Annotated in this window: 13 protein-coding genes; 9 read left to right on the forward strand and 4 right to left on the reverse strand. The window is 39.0% G+C overall.

The features are described from left to right. Nucleotides 1–139 precede the first annotated feature (139 nt). The 3 genes from RGQ13_RS08270 (at nt 140) to RGQ13_RS08280 (ending at nt 4952) form a co-directional block, all read left to right on the forward strand. Nucleotides 140–2557: a TonB-dependent receptor gene (locus RGQ13_RS08270; protein WP_348393082.1), complete on the forward strand. Its 2418-nt coding sequence runs from the start codon at nt 140–142 to the stop codon at nt 2555–2557. Nucleotides 2558–2841: 284 nt separating this feature from the next. Beyond that, on the forward strand, nt 2842–4452 hold the full coding sequence (locus RGQ13_RS08275) for an amidohydrolase family protein (RefSeq protein WP_348393083.1): 1611 nt from the start codon (nt 2842–2844) through the stop codon (nt 4450–4452). 68 nt (nt 4453–4520) lie between these two features. After that, nucleotides 4521–4952 carry a GYD domain-containing protein gene (locus tag RGQ13_RS08280; protein WP_348393084.1) on the forward strand — a complete coding sequence of 144 codons (432 nt, stop codon included), beginning with the start codon at nt 4521–4523 and terminating at the stop codon, nt 4950–4952. 74 nt (nt 4953–5026) lie between these two features. On the opposite strand, the gene RGQ13_RS08285 is transcribed toward RGQ13_RS08280, so the two are convergent. Further along, complete coding sequence (locus tag RGQ13_RS08285; protein ID WP_348393085.1) at nt 5027–6697, reverse strand: AMP-binding protein; 1671 nt, start codon at nt 6695–6697, stop codon at nt 5027–5029. Between the two features lie 408 nt (nt 6698–7105). Between RGQ13_RS08285 and purU the strand changes: the two genes are divergently transcribed. The 5 genes from purU (at nt 7106) to RGQ13_RS08310 (ending at nt 13452) form a co-directional block, all read left to right on the forward strand. Then, nucleotides 7106–7969, forward strand: a complete 864-nt coding sequence (purU, locus tag RGQ13_RS08290) for a formyltetrahydrofolate deformylase (protein ID WP_348393086.1) — start codon at nt 7106–7108, stop codon at nt 7967–7969. 182 nt (nt 7970–8151) lie between these two features. Then, on the forward strand, nt 8152–9408 hold the full coding sequence (locus RGQ13_RS08295) for a sarcosine oxidase subunit beta family protein (RefSeq protein ID WP_348393087.1): 1257 nt from the start codon (nt 8152–8154) through the stop codon (nt 9406–9408). Nucleotides 9409–9579: 171 nt separating this feature from the next. After that, complete coding sequence (locus tag RGQ13_RS08300) at nt 9580–9867, forward strand: sarcosine oxidase subunit delta (RefSeq protein WP_348393088.1); 288 nt, start codon at nt 9580–9582, stop codon at nt 9865–9867. Continuing rightward, nucleotides 9867–12872 (forward strand): sarcosine oxidase subunit alpha family protein, encoded by a 3006-nt coding sequence (locus RGQ13_RS08305; protein ID WP_348393089.1) that lies wholly within the window; start codon nt 9867–9869, stop codon nt 12870–12872. Before RGQ13_RS08300 ends, RGQ13_RS08305 begins: the two co-directional genes overlap by 1 nt. Continuing rightward, the gene (locus tag RGQ13_RS08310; RefSeq protein WP_348393090.1) at nt 12862–13452 is read left to right on the forward strand and encodes a sarcosine oxidase subunit gamma; all 591 of its coding nucleotides are present in this window, start codon (nt 12862–12864) and stop codon (nt 13450–13452) included. The genes RGQ13_RS08305 and RGQ13_RS08310 overlap by 11 nt, the downstream gene beginning before the upstream one ends. Nucleotides 13453–13566: 114 nt before the next feature. On the opposite strand, the gene RGQ13_RS08315 is transcribed toward RGQ13_RS08310, so the two are convergent. The 3 genes from RGQ13_RS08315 to RGQ13_RS08325 all read right to left on the reverse strand — a co-directional run bounded on the left by RGQ13_RS08315 (nt 13567) and on the right by RGQ13_RS08325 (nt 15196). Next, nucleotides 13567–13854 carry a type II toxin-antitoxin system RelE/ParE family toxin gene (locus tag RGQ13_RS08315; protein ID WP_348393091.1) on the reverse strand — a complete coding sequence of 96 codons (288 nt, stop codon included), beginning with the start codon at nt 13852–13854 and terminating at the stop codon, nt 13567–13569. A 20-nt stretch (nt 13855–13874) separates the two neighbouring features. Next, nucleotides 13875–14108 carry a type II toxin-antitoxin system ParD family antitoxin gene (locus RGQ13_RS08320; RefSeq protein WP_348393092.1) on the reverse strand — a complete coding sequence of 78 codons (234 nt, stop codon included), beginning with the start codon at nt 14106–14108 and terminating at the stop codon, nt 13875–13877. A 68-nt stretch (nt 14109–14176) separates the two neighbouring features. Then, entirely contained in the window at nt 14177–15196 is a 1020-nt protein-coding gene (locus RGQ13_RS08325) for an AraC family transcriptional regulator (protein ID WP_348393093.1), read from the reverse strand. A 326-nt stretch (nt 15197–15522) separates the two neighbouring features. On the opposite strand from RGQ13_RS08325, the gene RGQ13_RS08330 reads away from it, so the two are divergent. Continuing rightward, nucleotides 15523–16638 carry a saccharopine dehydrogenase family protein gene (locus RGQ13_RS08330; protein WP_348393094.1) on the forward strand — a complete coding sequence of 372 codons (1116 nt, stop codon included), beginning with the start codon at nt 15523–15525 and terminating at the stop codon, nt 16636–16638. Nucleotides 16639–16731 lie beyond the last annotated feature (93 nt).

Raw genomic sequence — 16731 nt, forward strand, 5'->3', positions numbered from 1 at the left:
AATCTGAAAAACAATTATTAATCATTCCTGTCTTAAAATGACAAACCCTGTTCCTACATTGATAGGCATGAATTGTGATTTTTTGTAACTATGCGATGGCATAAATACAAAAACATAATAAAAGCGAATGGGAACTAAGATGAAAATAAATAAAATTACAGCAGCGCTAAGTGTTGCTTTACTAGGTACAGCTATTTCAGCTCCTACCTATGCTGCAGAAGGTGAGAAAATTAGTGGTCTTGAAGTCATTCAGGTTACCGCAACAAAACGTACAACCACCACGCAGCAAACTCCGTTAACTATTGAGGCTATGACAGGGGAAGAGTTAGCGAGAGAAAATATTGCCGGTTTGTCTGAACTTTCTGCTCGTATTCCAAGTGTTCAAATTGGTGAAGGGTTAACTGCTGGTAGTATCAACGTACGTGGTATGGGCTCAGGTCAAGAACGTGGTTTTGAACAATCGGTTGCTATGTTTATTGATGAAGTTTACATGCCGCGTTCTCGTCAGTACCGCGCACCATTTTTTGATGCCGAACGTGTTGAAGTAATGCGAGGGCCACAAGCTGTTTTATTCGGTCTAAATGCTACCGCTGGTACTATTCAAGTACATTCAGCATCAACGGCTCCTGGCGATGACAGCTTTGTAAAACTAACAGGCACTTATGAAGCCGAATATGAAAAAGTACGCACAGATGTTGTTGCGGGTACTACCATTGGTGACTTTGGTGTTCGTATCGCCTACCGTCATTCCGATCAAGACAAAGGCTATTACGAAAATGAAGGATTAATGTCAAAAGAAGATGGCTACGGCGCATATGGCAACGAAAATACTAATACTGAAGATTTAGTACGTGCTACAGTCGTTTGGGATGCTAGCTCTGACTTTACTCTAACCGCTAAAGTGAATTACATTGATGCAGAAGAGTCAGGTGAACAAGGTGAATTTATCGCCTACCCAGATATGGTAAATGGTGGCTATATTGAGGAAGACGCTGATTGGACTCGATCATTTAGTGGTGTATCTTTAGATAAAACAGGACGCTCACCTGGCCTTGTGCAAGAAGCATTAAACTTTTCACTAAAAGGCGATTACCAATTAGGTAATGACAGCTTAAGTTTTGTGATTGGTCAAAGCTCTTTTGAAATGGACCAAGCAGTAACAACATTGCCTATCGCCGTTCCTACCAGTACGGTATTTCCAATATTAGTAGGGGTACCTTATCCAGACGTATTACCTGATGCTGGTTTATTAGCAAGCAGCTTTGTTAAAGAAACTTACGACCAATCATCAGTAGAAGTTAAGTATTCATCAGACTATACCAAAGATTTCTCTTATATCGTCGGTTTATATGTAGCATCTTCTGAGTTAACCAGTGAATTTGGCACAATTTCTGGCACGCTATTTAATGCTGCAGTCGATCCTTCACCTGCAACTTGGTACGGTGAGTCAGTACTAGAGTCACAACTTGATTCAACCACATTATCTCCTTTCTTCTCTGGTACTTATAACATCAATGATGATTTGAGGGTGATTGCTGGAGTGCGTTACTCAAGTGAAGATAAAGAGTTTGAATACGCTCGTCAATACTGTAATGACTACACCTTTGATGGTTCACTATTGAGCACTGTAGAAGACCGTGGCCTAATGCCAGATATGCCTGGTGGTCCAGTTTGTGGTGGTCCTGATGTTAAGCTAGGTGATACGTTTACCAACGTTATGCCTGAGCTAATTGTACAGTGGGATATGAATAACGATAACTCTATTGGTTATGCAAAAATTGGTCAAAGCGTTAAAGCTGGTGGTTACTCAATGTCTCGTCCTGCGAGTGGTAATGATGACGACCGTAAGCTTGATGAAGAAGTTGCTACTGCAGTTGAACTAGGTTTAAAATCTCGTTTATTTGATGGTAATTTAGAAATCAACGTAGCAGCGTTCCGTACTGAGTTTGAAGATTTACAATTAAACGCCTTTGTAACGGTTGAAGGTAACGATATACCACAAGCTCAAGCAACTAATGCTGGTGAAGCGGTATCTCAAGGTGTTGAAATTGAATTAAATTACCTAATGACTGATTGGTTAGTCGTTGGTGGTAGTATTGGTTTACTGGACTCTACATTTGAGAACTTCGCTAATGGCCCTTGTAACAGTCTATCAACTCCACAAGAAGACGGTACTTGTGATTTATCAGGTGAAAGTACACCATTTGCCCCAGAGTATTCAGGTTCCATTTACGCGGACTTAGAAATTGCTGTTGGTGATAACCTAATGTTTAGCAGTGGTGTCACTATGTCATTTAGTGATTCATACTTTACTGATGGCACATTAAATCCTCTTGGTGAGCAAGACTCTTACCAGCGTTTTGATGCACGAATTGCACTATCTGATGACGATGATGTTTGGTCGGTAGCAATTATTGGTAATAATTTATCCGATGAAGCGGTAATTAACTTATCACAAGAGCTACCTGTTGGTGGTCCAACAATTGTTGGTGGTGGTACAACAGCTTACATTAGTGCTCCTAAAACGGTTACCTTACAAGGTACTTATAACTTTTAATATCTAACTTAAAAATTAGATAGTGGAAGGGCTGCGTTGCAGCCCTTTTTGTACCTGCCGCAATTTTTTCTATCAATTTAGGAATGTAAACCTGTCAACGCAGGACGTTTTAGTGTATTTCGGTAACTCATTGTATTGATTTGTTTATTTCTATAAAAATAAGGTGCAACATCTTAATCTTCGATTAATATATAAGCAGATGTTAGCAATTTTGATACCTGTTTTATAAACATAGTTAGCATTTTAAAAGGTATTAGGTCCTTTGATTAATAACGGAGTAAGTTATGAGTAAGTTTAAATTATCGTTAATCGCGTCAGCGCTTATCACTTTAGTAGCTTGTGCTGATTCAACTAATAACAGTAGTTTAGTTGCAGATGTCAACCAAGGTAATAATTGTAAATTCGAAAGTTCACCGTCAAACATTCAATTTGATAGTGTGATTGTAAACGGTCGGGTTATGGATCCTGGTTGTGGGTTTGATGATATTCGTAATATTGGTATCAAAGATGGAAAAATTGTCGCTATAACTAAAGACTCTATTATCGCTGATAAAATTATCGATGCCAGTGGCAAGGTTGTCGCCCCTGGCTTTATTGATTTTCATATCCATACCAATACCGAGTTTGGTTTTAACTTGCTAATGCGCGATGGCGTTACTACTGCGTTAGAGCTTGAAGGTGGTACATACCCATTAAAGGGTTGGTTAGCAGACAAGTCAGAAAAAACGCCGGTAAACTATGGTGCATCGGTGGCGCATTCAGGTATTCGTGCGGCAGTACTAGATGGTTATGTGCATCCTGATGGTAACCTTATTGAAGCAACCTTAGGGGGCGATTTAGCCAAAAACTTTCAATGGTCGGTAAAAGTATCAAATACTGAAGAACGTCAACAAATTGTTGAGTTAATTGATAACCAATTACAACAAGGCGCAATTGGTCTTGGTATCACAGTTGGTTACTACAGTAATGGTGCTTCTTCGCCTGAAATTTATGACGTGATTAAGGCTACCGGAAAATATGAATTACCTTCATTTGTACACGCTCGTTTTTCAGGTCAAAAACCACCTACAAGTGGATATATGTCTTTAGCAGAAGTGATTTCTGCTGGCGCTATTTCAAATTCACCTATGGTATTACAGCATTTTCATAACCAAACGTTGTCAGAAACCAGAGATGCAATCCAAATGTTTGAAGATGCCAATGCCAATGGTATCAAAGTGATTGGTGAAGTTTATCCATATAACTTTGGCAATACCTTTATGTTTGCGGATTTCTTACAACCAGAAAACTATGGTCCTGGTTTTGGCCGTTCATACGAAGACATTATTCACCCTGATGGCTCGCGCATGACTAAAGAAAGTTTTGATGCATTATTGAAAAAAGCGCCGCAAACACCAGTAATCTTTTATGGTGCACAAGAGGCCGATATGAATTATGCAGTATCGCATCCAAGTGTCATTATTGGCTCTGACGCTGGTCCATTATTTGATATGACAACCGGTAAATTTGCAGCTGCCGATGCAGACCCTAAAAATGTAAAAGGCCACCCTCGTTCAGCTGGTTCACATGCGAAAGTCTTGCGTATGGCGCGTGAGCAAAAGTTAATGCCATTAATGTTGGCTATTAGTAAAATGTCTTACATGCAAGCACAATTTTTAGCGACAAGTGGCATTTCTTCTATGCATAACAAAGGTAAGGTGCAATTAGGTACTGATGCCGATCTTATTGTTTTTGATGCAAATACAGTAACCGATAATGCTGATGAAAATTATGCCGCTTTTGCAACAACCGGTATCACCGATATGTTGGTTAATGGCGTCCAAACCGTTAAAAATGAGCAAGTGATTAGTGGTGTTAACCCTGGGCAACCAGTGTTTAGTGATTTAAAGAAGTAATTACTAAAAATATAACATTCACGAGCCTTTTAAAAACATAGGCTCGTGTAATTCAAAAGGTTGAATCAATGAAATTTAATTATAAAAAGCTTTATGCTAAAGCGTTTATAGGTGTTGTACTATTGTTCAGCGTTAGCTCAATAGCACAAGAAAAAGCTGATGACAGACACTTTATATTTATAGCAGAGCCAACGGCCGAAGGCTTTAAATATTTAATGCAGTCAGATATGAATGCTGGTGAAACAGCGCTTAAAAAAGCGTTTGAAGCAGTAGGAGGGAAGTTAATTTCCTATTACTATGGCTTAGGTGATAAAAAGCAGTACATCATCGTTCGCTTACCGAACGATGATGAGCTTATTCAAGCAATTTATTTAATGCGACTTCCTTTAGGTGTATTAGAGTCGTATTCGGCAGTCGAAATTATGCCTAGAGATAAAATGACTAAAGCGATAGCAAAAGCCAATGCCATGATCAGTAATGACAAAACATTGAAACACTAACCGATAAATATTTAGTCCGTTGCTATAACCTAAAAAAGAGCTGATATTCAGCTCTTTTTTAATTCAGGGATAAATTAACCGTATAGCTCTTTTGCCATTTGGTCACGCATGTCTATTTTGCGAATTTTACCGGTAACTGTCATAGGGTATGAATCAACAAAGCGGATATATCGTGGAATTTTAAAGTGGGTAATTTGTCCCTTACAAAATTCTCTAATATCGTCTTCAGTTGCGTTTTCACCTTCTTTAAGTTGGATCCATGCGCAGACTTCTTCACCCATTTTTTCATCAACTACACCAAATACTTGAACTTCAGATATTTGTGGGTGAGTATATAAAAATTCTTCAATTTCACGTGGGTAAATGTTTTCGCCGCCGCGAATTACCATGTCTTTAATACGACCGGTAATACGTACATAGCCATGCTCGTCCATGGTGCCTAAATCACCTGAGTATAACCAACCATTTTTAATGGTGTCTTTGGTTTTCTCTTCGTCGTTCCAGTAATGCGACATTACCGAGTAACCGCGAGTACAAATTTCACCTTGATCACCAATGGCGACAACGCGACCAGATTCATCAACAAGTTTAATTTCAACATAAGGGATGGCACGACCAACTGTTTGTGTGCGGTTTTCAAGCGTGTCATCAGGCAAGGTCATATGGTTAATTGGGCTAACCTCAGTTTGGCCATAACCAATTACTACACTATCCATATGCAATTTATTAATGATGTTATTCATCAACTCTTCAGGGCATGGCGCGCCGGCAATAACGCCTGTTCGAAGCGAGCTAACATCATAGTCACTAAAATCTGGATGATCGAGTTCCATTACAAACATGGTTGGTACACCATGCAATGCTGTACATCTTTCTTTATGCACAGCTTCAAGTGTTGAGCGAGAATCAAATGCTTGTGCTGGGAACACCATGGTGGCGCCAGTAGTGATACAACACAAAACACCCAATACCATACCAAAACAGTGATAAAGAGGAACAGGTATACATAACCTATCTTTAGATGTGAATTGCATGCCATTAGCGGTGTTATAACCATTATTTAAAATATTATTATGGCTTAATGTCGCACCTTTTGGATTACCAGTAGTTCCTGATGTAAATTGAATGTTAATGGCATCATCGGGTTGTAGCTCAAATGCCAATTCGGCTAATTTTAATTTGCCAGCTTCAGAGCCCATGCCACATACATTGCCAAAGTTAAACATGCCGGGTGTTTGCTCAACTCCCATACGAATTACGGTGGTTAAGTGTGGGAATTTTTCAGCTTTTAAATGACCAGGTTTACAAGTGTTTAGCTCAGGCGCAAGCTCTTGCAACATTGTTAAATATTCACTAGTTTTAAAGCTTTCAGCGCTTATGATAGCTTTACACTCTACTTTATTAAGGGCATATTCTAATTCATACAAACGATACGCTGGGTTAATACACACCATAAGTGCGCCGATTTTAGCTGTAGCAAGTTGAGTTAGTACCCATTCATAACTGTTTGGTCCCCAAATACCAACACGATCGCCTGGCTCTATACCTAAGGCAAGCAATCCTGTTGCTAATTTATCTACTTCTTTTTTAAGTTCGCTATAAGTCCAGCGAATGTTTTGATAACGAACAACCAGAGCTTCATTGTCAGGATATTGTTTTGCAATACGGTCAAAACAATTGCCGATTGTTTCATATAATAATTGACCAGTACCTTCACCAGTCATATAACTTTGGCTTAATTTCATTATCTACTTCCCACACTTTTATGTGTTTTGGATTTGTTAAACATTATTTATTTAGATGTTATCGTTCGCGTAAATTAATAACTTGTCTTGATGACTAAAATTTTCGTCAAAAACGAACTTATATTACAGGTTTATAAAATCAATACACTAACCGTCTAAATTATTGTTAAGAGTGACTTTAATAAATAATACAGTTAGGCCAATAGTTACTTATTATTTTAGGAAGTTTGCTTGTTTCAAGGCGAATAACTCGCAATTTTGATGTTATCAAGATTCTTTTTGACGTTGTTAAAAAAGTTTAAGACAAGTAATCATAAAAGCAATTTGTCATTATCATCGCAACAGAATTTAAGACTAAGTTCAATTCTAGTGATTTGAACCTGAGACATAACTAGGGAGTTATAAACCATGCCTGCTGTAGAGTATAACAAATACATTTTAACGTTGAAGTGCCCAGATCAACTTGGCTTAATGGCTAAATTTTCAACGGCTCTATATGAAAATGGAGCATACGTAACTAAGGTTACCCATTTTGGCGATCCTGAAACGTGTATTTATAATTCACGTATTGAGTTTGACGACCGTGAAATGAAAGATGGTATCGAAACGTTTAAAGTTAAATTTGATGCATTAGCTAAAGAGCTGAGCATGGAATATAAACTGCGCAGCGCTGACTACCGTCCAAAAGTATTATTAGCGGTAAGTAAATATGATCATTGTTTAAATGTATTGCTTACCAAATGGAAAGGTGGTGTTTTACCTATTGATATCGTTGGTGTGTTTTCAAATCACCCTGATTGTCGTGATTTTGTTGAATTTTACGGTTTACCTTTTTATCACTTTCCAATTACTAAAGAGACTAAGCCACAGCAAGAAGCACAAATTCTTGAGTTGATGGATAAAGAAAATGTCGACCTATTAGTACTTGCCCGTTACATGCAAATTTTATCAGATGATTTATGCAAAAAGTTAGGTGGTAAAGCCATCAACATTCATCATTCATTTTTACCTGGTTTTAAAGGCGCTAAGCCTTATCAACAAGCCTATGACCGTGGTGTTAAATTAATTGGTGCAACGGCTCATTACGTAACTGCTGATCTGGACGAAGGCCCAATTATTGTTCAAGAAGTTAAGCATGTTGATCACGCAACTTCAGTGCAAGACATGATTGAAATTGGTCATGACAGTGAAGCTACGGCTCTTGCTCGTGCCGTACGATTACACGTTGAGGACAGAATTATACTTAACGGCGAACGAACCATCATCCTATAATTTCGCGTCACATTTAGCTGTTAGGCGGCATTGTTTTCAAAATTATCTTAATCATTTATGGAACATAAACTCATAAGATAATTTATCAACGGCTTTGCCCAACAACTAACTGTTTAGCGAAAGCGAATAAACTAACGGTGGGTACTTTGTTTACTCATCAGATCTTTCAAGGAGATCTATAAATGGAAAAATATTCATTTACTAATTTGGCCAAGCATGCGCTTACCGGTCATAAAAATTGGAAGCCATTATGGCGCTCGCCAGAGCCGAAAAAATCCTACGATGTAGTGATTGTAGGAGCTGGTGGCCAAGGTTTAGCAACAGCCTATTATTTGGCTAAAAATCACGGCATCACCAACGTTGCTGTTATCGATAAAGGCTGGTTAGGCGGTGGTAACACTGGCCGTAATACCTCTATGGTACGGTCAAACTACTTCTATGAAGAAAGTAGTAATTTTTATGACCACTCACTAAAGTTGTATGAACAGCTTGGTAATGAACTTAACTACAATGTGATGTTAAGCCAAGGCGGGGTGATGCTACTTGGTCATTCTGCGGTTGAAATGCAGTTAATTGAGCGTGCGGCAAATTCATTATTACTACAAGGTGTGGATTCAGAAATGCTTACACCTGAGCAAGTAAAAGAGCGCGAGCCAGTTATTGATTTAAATCCTAATGGCCGTTATCCAATTCAAGGTGGTTTCGTACAAAAACGTGGCGGTGTAGCTCGTCATGATGCCGTTGCTTGGGGTTATGCTCGACGTGCTTCTGACATGGGCGTAGATATTATTCAAGAGTGCCCGGTTACCAATATATTAACCGACAGCAATAACAAAGCCATTGGCGTTGAAACTGCCAAGTTTGGTGTTATTAAAGCCGATAAAGTGGTGAGCTGTGTTGCTGGACTCTCTTCAACTATTGCAGATATGGCAGGCTTTGACTTACCAATTAAATCGCAAACCTTGCAAGCAATGGTTTCTGAACCTATCAAGCCAGTAATGCATGGTTGTGTTGGCTCAGGTCCAGTACATTGTTATGTTTCGCAATCAGACCGCGGTGAAATTTTAGTAGGTGGTACTGCTGACTTTTATCCATCATTTGGTCAACGCGGAAATATCAATCCAACTGAACATACACTTGCTGCTATGTGTGAAATTTTTCCATTATTTAGTCGCTTAAAATTAATGCGTCAATGGGCCGGCATTGTTGATATTTCTCCAGACTCGACCCCGATTATTGGTTTAACTCCTGTAAAAGATATGTACATCAGTACAGGTTGGGGCACAGGTGGCTTTAAAGGCATTCCTGCTGGTGGTGAAACACTAGCGTATACGGTAGCAAACAATAAGCCGCATCACTTAGTTGAGAAATTCGATTTAGGTCGTTTTGCCAGAGGCGAGATGATAGACGAGGCAGCCGCTGCCGGCATCCCTCATTAACTTTGTTGGGGGTAAAAGCGTTTTATGCTGCGTTACTTGGCGCTCGTTTAGTGTACTAAACGTCGCTTCAAGTGCCTTGCCTAAACCACCTTTACCCACCAACAAAGAGCTTATTACTAAGTTTTAAAGCTTAATTGATAGAAAAATATTACTCCATAAGGAGAGAACAAAATGATGATAGTACCTTGCCCAATTTGTGGCGATCGTGATGAAGATGAATTCACCTGTGGTGGTCAGGCGGGCATTATTCGCCCTGAGCAACCTGAAAATGTAACAGATGAAGAATGGGCAGAATACTTGTTCGTTCGTAAAAATACTATGGGCTTGCAACGAGAGTTGTGGCGTCATACTTATGGTTGTCGTCAGTGGTTCACCATTGACCGAAATACCATCACTCATGAAATTACAGTAGTTACTAATGATAGTAGCGCTGCTAGCGCAGAACCGGAGGCTAAATAATGTCTTATGCAAAACGCTTAGGCAATCTCCATCGTGTAGATACAAATAAGCCATTAACATTTAGTTTTGATGGCAAAAAATTCCAGGGCTTTCAGGGCGACACCTTAGCTTCAGCTATGCTTGCTAATGACGTTAAAATTGTTGGTCGTAGTTTTAAATTACATCGTCCGCGTGGCCTAATGGCTGCGGGTATTGAAGAGCCAAATGCATTAGTTCAATTAGAACCAGATTCGGCTTATTCAGAGCCAAGTGCGCGCGCCACCTTAGTACCTTTATACGATGGTTTAACAGCTCAAGGTCAAAACTCTTGGCCAAACGTTAACAATGACGTATTTGGTTTATTGGGTTATTTCCACCGTTTCTTTCCTGCATCGTTTTATTATAAAACGATGATGTGGCCAAACTGGAGTTGGTATGAAGGTTTAGTACGTAATATTGCCGGTCTTGGTAAGTGCCCAACTGAACGAGATCCTGATACTTACCAAAAACGTCATCGCCATACTGATGTCTTAGTCGTTGGTGCTGGCCCATCTGGTATTGCCTCAGCATTAACCGCTGCCCGCCAAGGTTTGCAAGTAATGTTGGTTGATAATGACGTTGAATTTGGCGGTTCTCTACTGGCATCGGCAGAATTAATTGATGGCAAGCCTGCAATGCAGTGGGTTGCACAATCAATTAGCGAACTTAACGCGTTAGATAATGTGACATTATTAAAACGCACTATGGTGAGTGGCTATTACGATCAAAACTTTTTAGTTGCAATCGAGCGTGTTACAAATCACTTAGGTCCGGCAACAAAAAATAGTGAAGTAAATAAAGATTTACCTCGAGAGCGTTTTTGGAAAATTAGAGCTAAACGTGTAGTACTAGCTACTGGTAGTCTTGAGCGTCCATTGGCATTTGCTAATAACGATGCCCCAGGAATAATGTTGTCCAGCGCGGTCCAAACTTATATTAACCGTTACGGTGTTTCTGCTGGTAATAAAGCCGTGTTCGTTACCAATAACGACAGTGCTTACCAAGCCGTTTTAGATTTTCATGGTACTGGCGGTGAAGTTGTCGCTATTGTTGATACACGCGCCAATGCTAATGGTTTCTGGCAACAACAAGCAACCAACCAAGGTATTACTATTTACCATGGTTATACCATTGCCAAAGTACATGGCCGAAAAGGCTTAAAAGCGGTATCTATTGCTAAACATGACAACGGTGCGCTGCAAAGTGTTGATACCAAAATAAGTTGTGATTTACTCGCAATGTCAGGTGGTTGGACGCCAACGATTCATTTATATTCACAAGCGGGTGGTTCATTAGATTACATTGATGAAAAAGCTTGTTTAGTACCACGTGGTAATTGTACACAAGCAGTTAAAGTTACTGGCTCTGCAGATGGTCATTTTTCATTAAAAACAGTACTTGAGTCGGGTTATTCTGTTGGCGCTGATGCGGTAAGTAAAGTAACAAATACAACGGTGACGGCTCAGAGTGAACATCAGTGTGCTGATGACGAAACTCAAGCCATTCAAGCGTATTGGTATACTAAAAATTCACCTTCAGATAAACAATGGCTAGATTTTCAATACGATGTAAAAGTTGCTGATATTGAACTTGCCCAACGTGAAAACATGTTATCTGTTGAACACGTTAAGCGTTATACCACTAACGGTATGAGCGTCGATCAAGGTAAAACTTCTAACGTTAATGCTTTAGCTGTAATGGCTGAGCTATCGAACCGACCAATTCCACAAGTGGGTACGACTAAGTTTCGTCCACCATATGCGCCAATTACAATAGGTGCTATAGCCGGTCGTGATATTGGTGAACAATACCGTCCTCGCTTACAAGTGGCGGCGAAAAAATTCCATGAAGACAATGGCGCTGTGTTTATCGATTATGGTTGGCAACGTGCTGATTACTACCCGCAAGCGGGCGAAAGTAAAGAACAAGCGGTAATTCGTGAAATCAATGCGGTTCGTACTTCTGTTGGTGTACTTGATTATTCATCGTTAGGTAAAATTGAAGTTAAAGGCCCTGATGCTGCTGAATTCTTAAACCGTATTTATGTAAATAACATAGGTACAGTTAAAGTAGGTAAAGCACGTTACGGTTTAATGTGTAGTGAACGAGGTTCACTCATTGATGATGGTATTGTGGTTCGTTTCGCTGATGATCACTTCTTATTAAATACCACCTCTGCAGGTGCTGCATCAATAGCATTAATGCTAGAAGAGTGGCAGGCCGAGTGGCCGCATTATAAAGTATTGGTTGCTAACGTATCTACCCAGTGGGCTGATATTAAAATATCAGGCCCGAACGCACGTAAAGTGATGGAAAAACTAGATACTGGTATAGATGTAAGCAAAGACGCTTTTGCTCATATGGAAATGAAACTTGGTCAAATTGATGGTGTACCTGTGCGCGTATTACGTGCAAGCTTCACCGGTGAATTATCGTTTGAAATTAATATACCAAGCCGATACGCAACAGCACTTTCAGAAATGATCATGGCTGCCGGTGAAGAATACGACATTACTCCTTTTGGTACTGAAGCATTAAACTGGATGCGTATCGAAAAAGGTCACTTAGTAATTGGCTTAGATACCTTAGGTACTAGTACGCCACTAGATTTTGGTTGGGCTGTGCCTATATCGAAAAAGAAAGGTGACTTTATCGGTAAACGTTCGTTATCTCGTCCAGCTGATCAGGATGAAAACCGCCATCAATTTGTTGGTTTTAAAGCGAATGACCCAACACAAGAGCTACCTTTAGGTGCTCATATTATTAATGAGTCTGTATTTAAAGCGCCAATGAATAGTCAAGGTTTTGTAACTTCATCGGTTATGAGCCCAACACTAAATGCATCCGTTGCAATTGGTTTAGTTAAAGGTGGTAATAAGCGTATTGGCGATACAGTGTACGCATTCCATCGAGGTACAGTGATCCCATGTACTATCACTAAAGCAGCCCATTACGACCCGAAAGGAGACCGTATCAATGTCGAGTAATCCAAAGTTATTTGTCACTTCAACCTTAGCTGAACTTCATCAGCAAGTCGGTGAAGCAAAATGGCAAAATGCCAATGTAAGCTTTGAAGAAATTTGTGCAACAGGTCTTGTTCGTTTACAAGGCCCAGGTTCAGATGAAGCATTTTTACAAGCTGTTAAAAGCCTACTTGGGGTAGCACTACCAACTAAAGCTTGTACAGCAAGCGCTAATGAAACGTATCGCATCATGTGGTTAAACCCAAATGAGTGGTTGGTTAGCATGCCAATTGAGCAAGAGTTGGAAATATTAGAAAAGTTGATCACTTTACAAGATAACTTTATATCTTTAACCACGTTAAATACCGATAGCCGTGTTGGCTTTACGTTAACGGGTAATGAAGTGGTAGAGCTTATGTCAAAAGGCTGCTCACTTGATATGCATAGCAAATTTGCTGTTAATAGCTGTACAGTAACAAAATTTGCTGAAATTCCAGTGATTTTAGATCACATAACTCAAAGTAAATATAATGTTTACGTTGACCGTGGTTTAGCTCGTTTCCTTTGGGATTGGTTAATTGATGCATCTGTGGAATTTAATTAATCTATTCCTTGCAGGACGACACAACTTATAAAAACAACAAAGCCGTCTTCATGACGGTTTTTTTGTTTCAAGGATGAATTAACTTAGAATTGCCATGGATGGTTTTGAATTCTGTTATAAGTGCTCCTTTAGCTCCATTTTACAATGCAGTATGCGGATTATTAAAATAGAGTCTGCCTGTAGATCATATATAATTAAATGTTTACGTTCAGGGCATATTCTAATCGCAGGGGTAAACTCAACTCTTTTGACATAAAAATATGGGTTAAGAGCAATTTTTTGAATGGCTGAATCAATGTTTGTAAAATATTTTTCAGCTTGTTGTTGCCCATATTCTTTGAGGGAATATCGATAGATGTTAATTAAATCATTACTTGCAGCTACGGTCCGTTGTATTTGCATGGTTAAATCCTTTTATTTAGCTACGCTATTTTTTTAGCTTCCTTTAATATCTCATCCATGGTCATATTGCTGATACCGCTTTCTATGCCTTCATTAATGGCCAGTTGTAATGCAAGTAATTTGTTTTTTTGCTCTTGATCTCGACGAATTAGATCTCGTAAATAATCACTGGAACTTGCATATTTTCCACCTTCAATTTGCTGCTGTACCCATTCACGCATAGGATCAGGCATTGATACATTCATAGTTGCCATTGTCATACTCCAAACTTACTTACTCTTAATGATGGCATTATTTGGCAAAAAATGCCAAATAATGCCACTTAGCCTTGAAATTTCAACTCTCTATATTCACTAGGTGACATACCTACCCAACGTTTGAATGAGCGGGAGAAATTACTACAATCAGATACACCTAATAGGTATGCGGCTTCACCTATAGTTAAACCGTCGGTGCCAATGTATTGCTGGGCAAGTTCTTTACAAATATGATCGAGCAGCTCTTTATAGCTGGTATTAATTGCTTTTAATTTTTTGTGCAATGTACCAGGAGACATCTTTAGGGCATCTGCTACGCGTTCTCGTGAGCAATCACCTGATGGTAAAAACTCAATTATTTTAGCGTAGACCCGTGATTCTATATCGATAGTCGCGGTTTTTTCTAAAAACTTAGTGACGGTTTTGTCGCTTTCTCGTGCTAATTCAATATTCGCGCTAAAAAGTTCTTTATCTAAATCATTTACGTCGAAATAAATCTCAGTTTTATTCGCTGAAAACTCAATGTTAGGTCCGAACAAATCAAAATATTGCGGTTGAATTTCTACCGGGGGGGTCCAAATTAAGGATACTTTTTTTGGAAAGTATTGAGGCCCCATTGTCATGCGTAAAAACTTCAGGGTACTGGCAACAAAACAATCTGAATCAAAGTTTGTGACTAAGCTACAAATGTCGGCATCTTCAACTGATTCAAGCCTTGCTTCTATGTCGGTTTCAACATAACGAATTTTTAGCATGGTAGAAATTAGCGTGAAGTAGCGCTCGTAGCGTTTACAAAACGAGCGCAGATTTTCACTATAAAGCAATCCAACGCCAAGAGCATGGTAGCTTGCGGGACTGAGTTGGTTAACACTATCAAAACTTAACGTTGGGCTGGTTTCGATTATTGCCAATTCAACAAAACGCTCAATTAAATTGTTAGGAATGCGTTTTGAGCCATCCTTATAATCAGCAATATTAATCCCCGATTGTATATATAACGAATTCACATCAATCCCTCTTGCTTTTAACGCTAGGGTGATGGCACTGATGTTCCCATAGTAACTGCTAGGCGAGTCGTTATTCATTCAGATCTCAAGATGATTTTTTTAATTGCTGTGAAATAAGGAGATAGAAAAATTATACCTGTATTTTAATTAAGTGAAAGTACTTAGCAAAATAATCTGTATTTTTTATAAAGCTAAAAGTTGTAAGTAAATTGTAGGTATATGCTGAAAATAGTGGTTTATTTCTAAGTTTTGACCTTAGTTTCGATACTTTTGACCAGTTAAACTTTACATAGTTTGGGATGATGACAAGCGATTACATTTTTTACAAAATTGCCAAAAAAATAAAATAACAGCAGTTTTGTTTATAAACATTAATGCTTATTAGAAGCACAACAGGAGTGAACATGAGTTCAAACAAACCAGTAGTAGTATACGGCGCAAGTGGTTATACCGGCCGTTTAGTATGTGAATTTTTACGTCAATACAATATCCCTTTCATTGCAGCCGGTCGTAACGCTGAAAAATTAGAAAAAATCATGCAAAACGTTCCTGGTATCGAAACTGCTGATTATGAAGTTGCTGCCGTTGAACACTCTGTTGAAGCATTAACTGAATTATTTTCAGGTGCTCAAGTTGTTTGTAACATTGTTGGCCCATTTGAAACTTACGGTGAAACAGTTGTTGAAGCAGCACTTAATGCAAACTGTCACTACATTGATACTACTGGTGAGCCAGCATTTGTTAAAACTATTATCGAAAAATTTGCTGCTGATTTTGAAGCAAAAGGTTTATTGATGGCTCCTTGTACAGCTTATATGTACACGCCAGCTGAAATTTGTGCACGTATTTGTTTAGAAGAAGGGGATATTGATACATTAGAAGTGGCAACTGCTGGTAACTTTGTACCAACTCACGCATCTACTCAATCAATATACTCTTTGTTCAGCCACGATGCACAATACTTGATGAACAATGAATTTGTGTCATGGCCCGCAGGTAAAGGTTATGAAATTCAAGTACCAGGCTATGCTGTAAATCAAATCGTTCACCCATGGGGTGGTGGTACATTACCAACAGTATTTAAAAATGACCCTCGTGTTCGTACTTGTCGTCAATACTCTGGTACTGCAAACCGCGAAGTGATGGAAGGCGTAATTGCTCTTCAACAAGATTTTGAAGCAAACTTCCGTACTCTTCCTGAAGATCAACAAGTTGTTGAAATGAAGAAAATGGTTGATGCTGTTCCACCATTCACGCCACCACGTGAAGAAACACTTGTTCACCGTAGTTGTGACTTTGCTGTTGGTACGGGCTCTGCTGGTGGTAAGAAAGTAGTAATGCAATCTACTAGCCCTTATACACAAACGGGTATGATCCAAGCGGCAACTGCTGCAAAATTAATTGCTAGCGGCACATCTAAAGCGGGTTTTGCTACAGCTTGTGAAGCAGTAGATTACAAATACCTTCTTGGTCAGTTAAAACAATTTTTCCCACTAAAACTAACTGTTACTGATATCTAGAAACAGTTTGCAAAAATAATTTGGCGTCCATTTGGGCGCCTTATTTTTCTTAATAACAATAAATTAGTATTTTGTCATTAGTGGTTGATTAAC

Origin of the sequence: Thalassotalea psychrophila (genome assembly GCF_031583595.1) — a bacterium.
GTDB classification, from domain to species: Bacteria; Pseudomonadota; Gammaproteobacteria; order Enterobacterales; family Alteromonadaceae; genus Thalassotalea_A; species Thalassotalea_A psychrophila.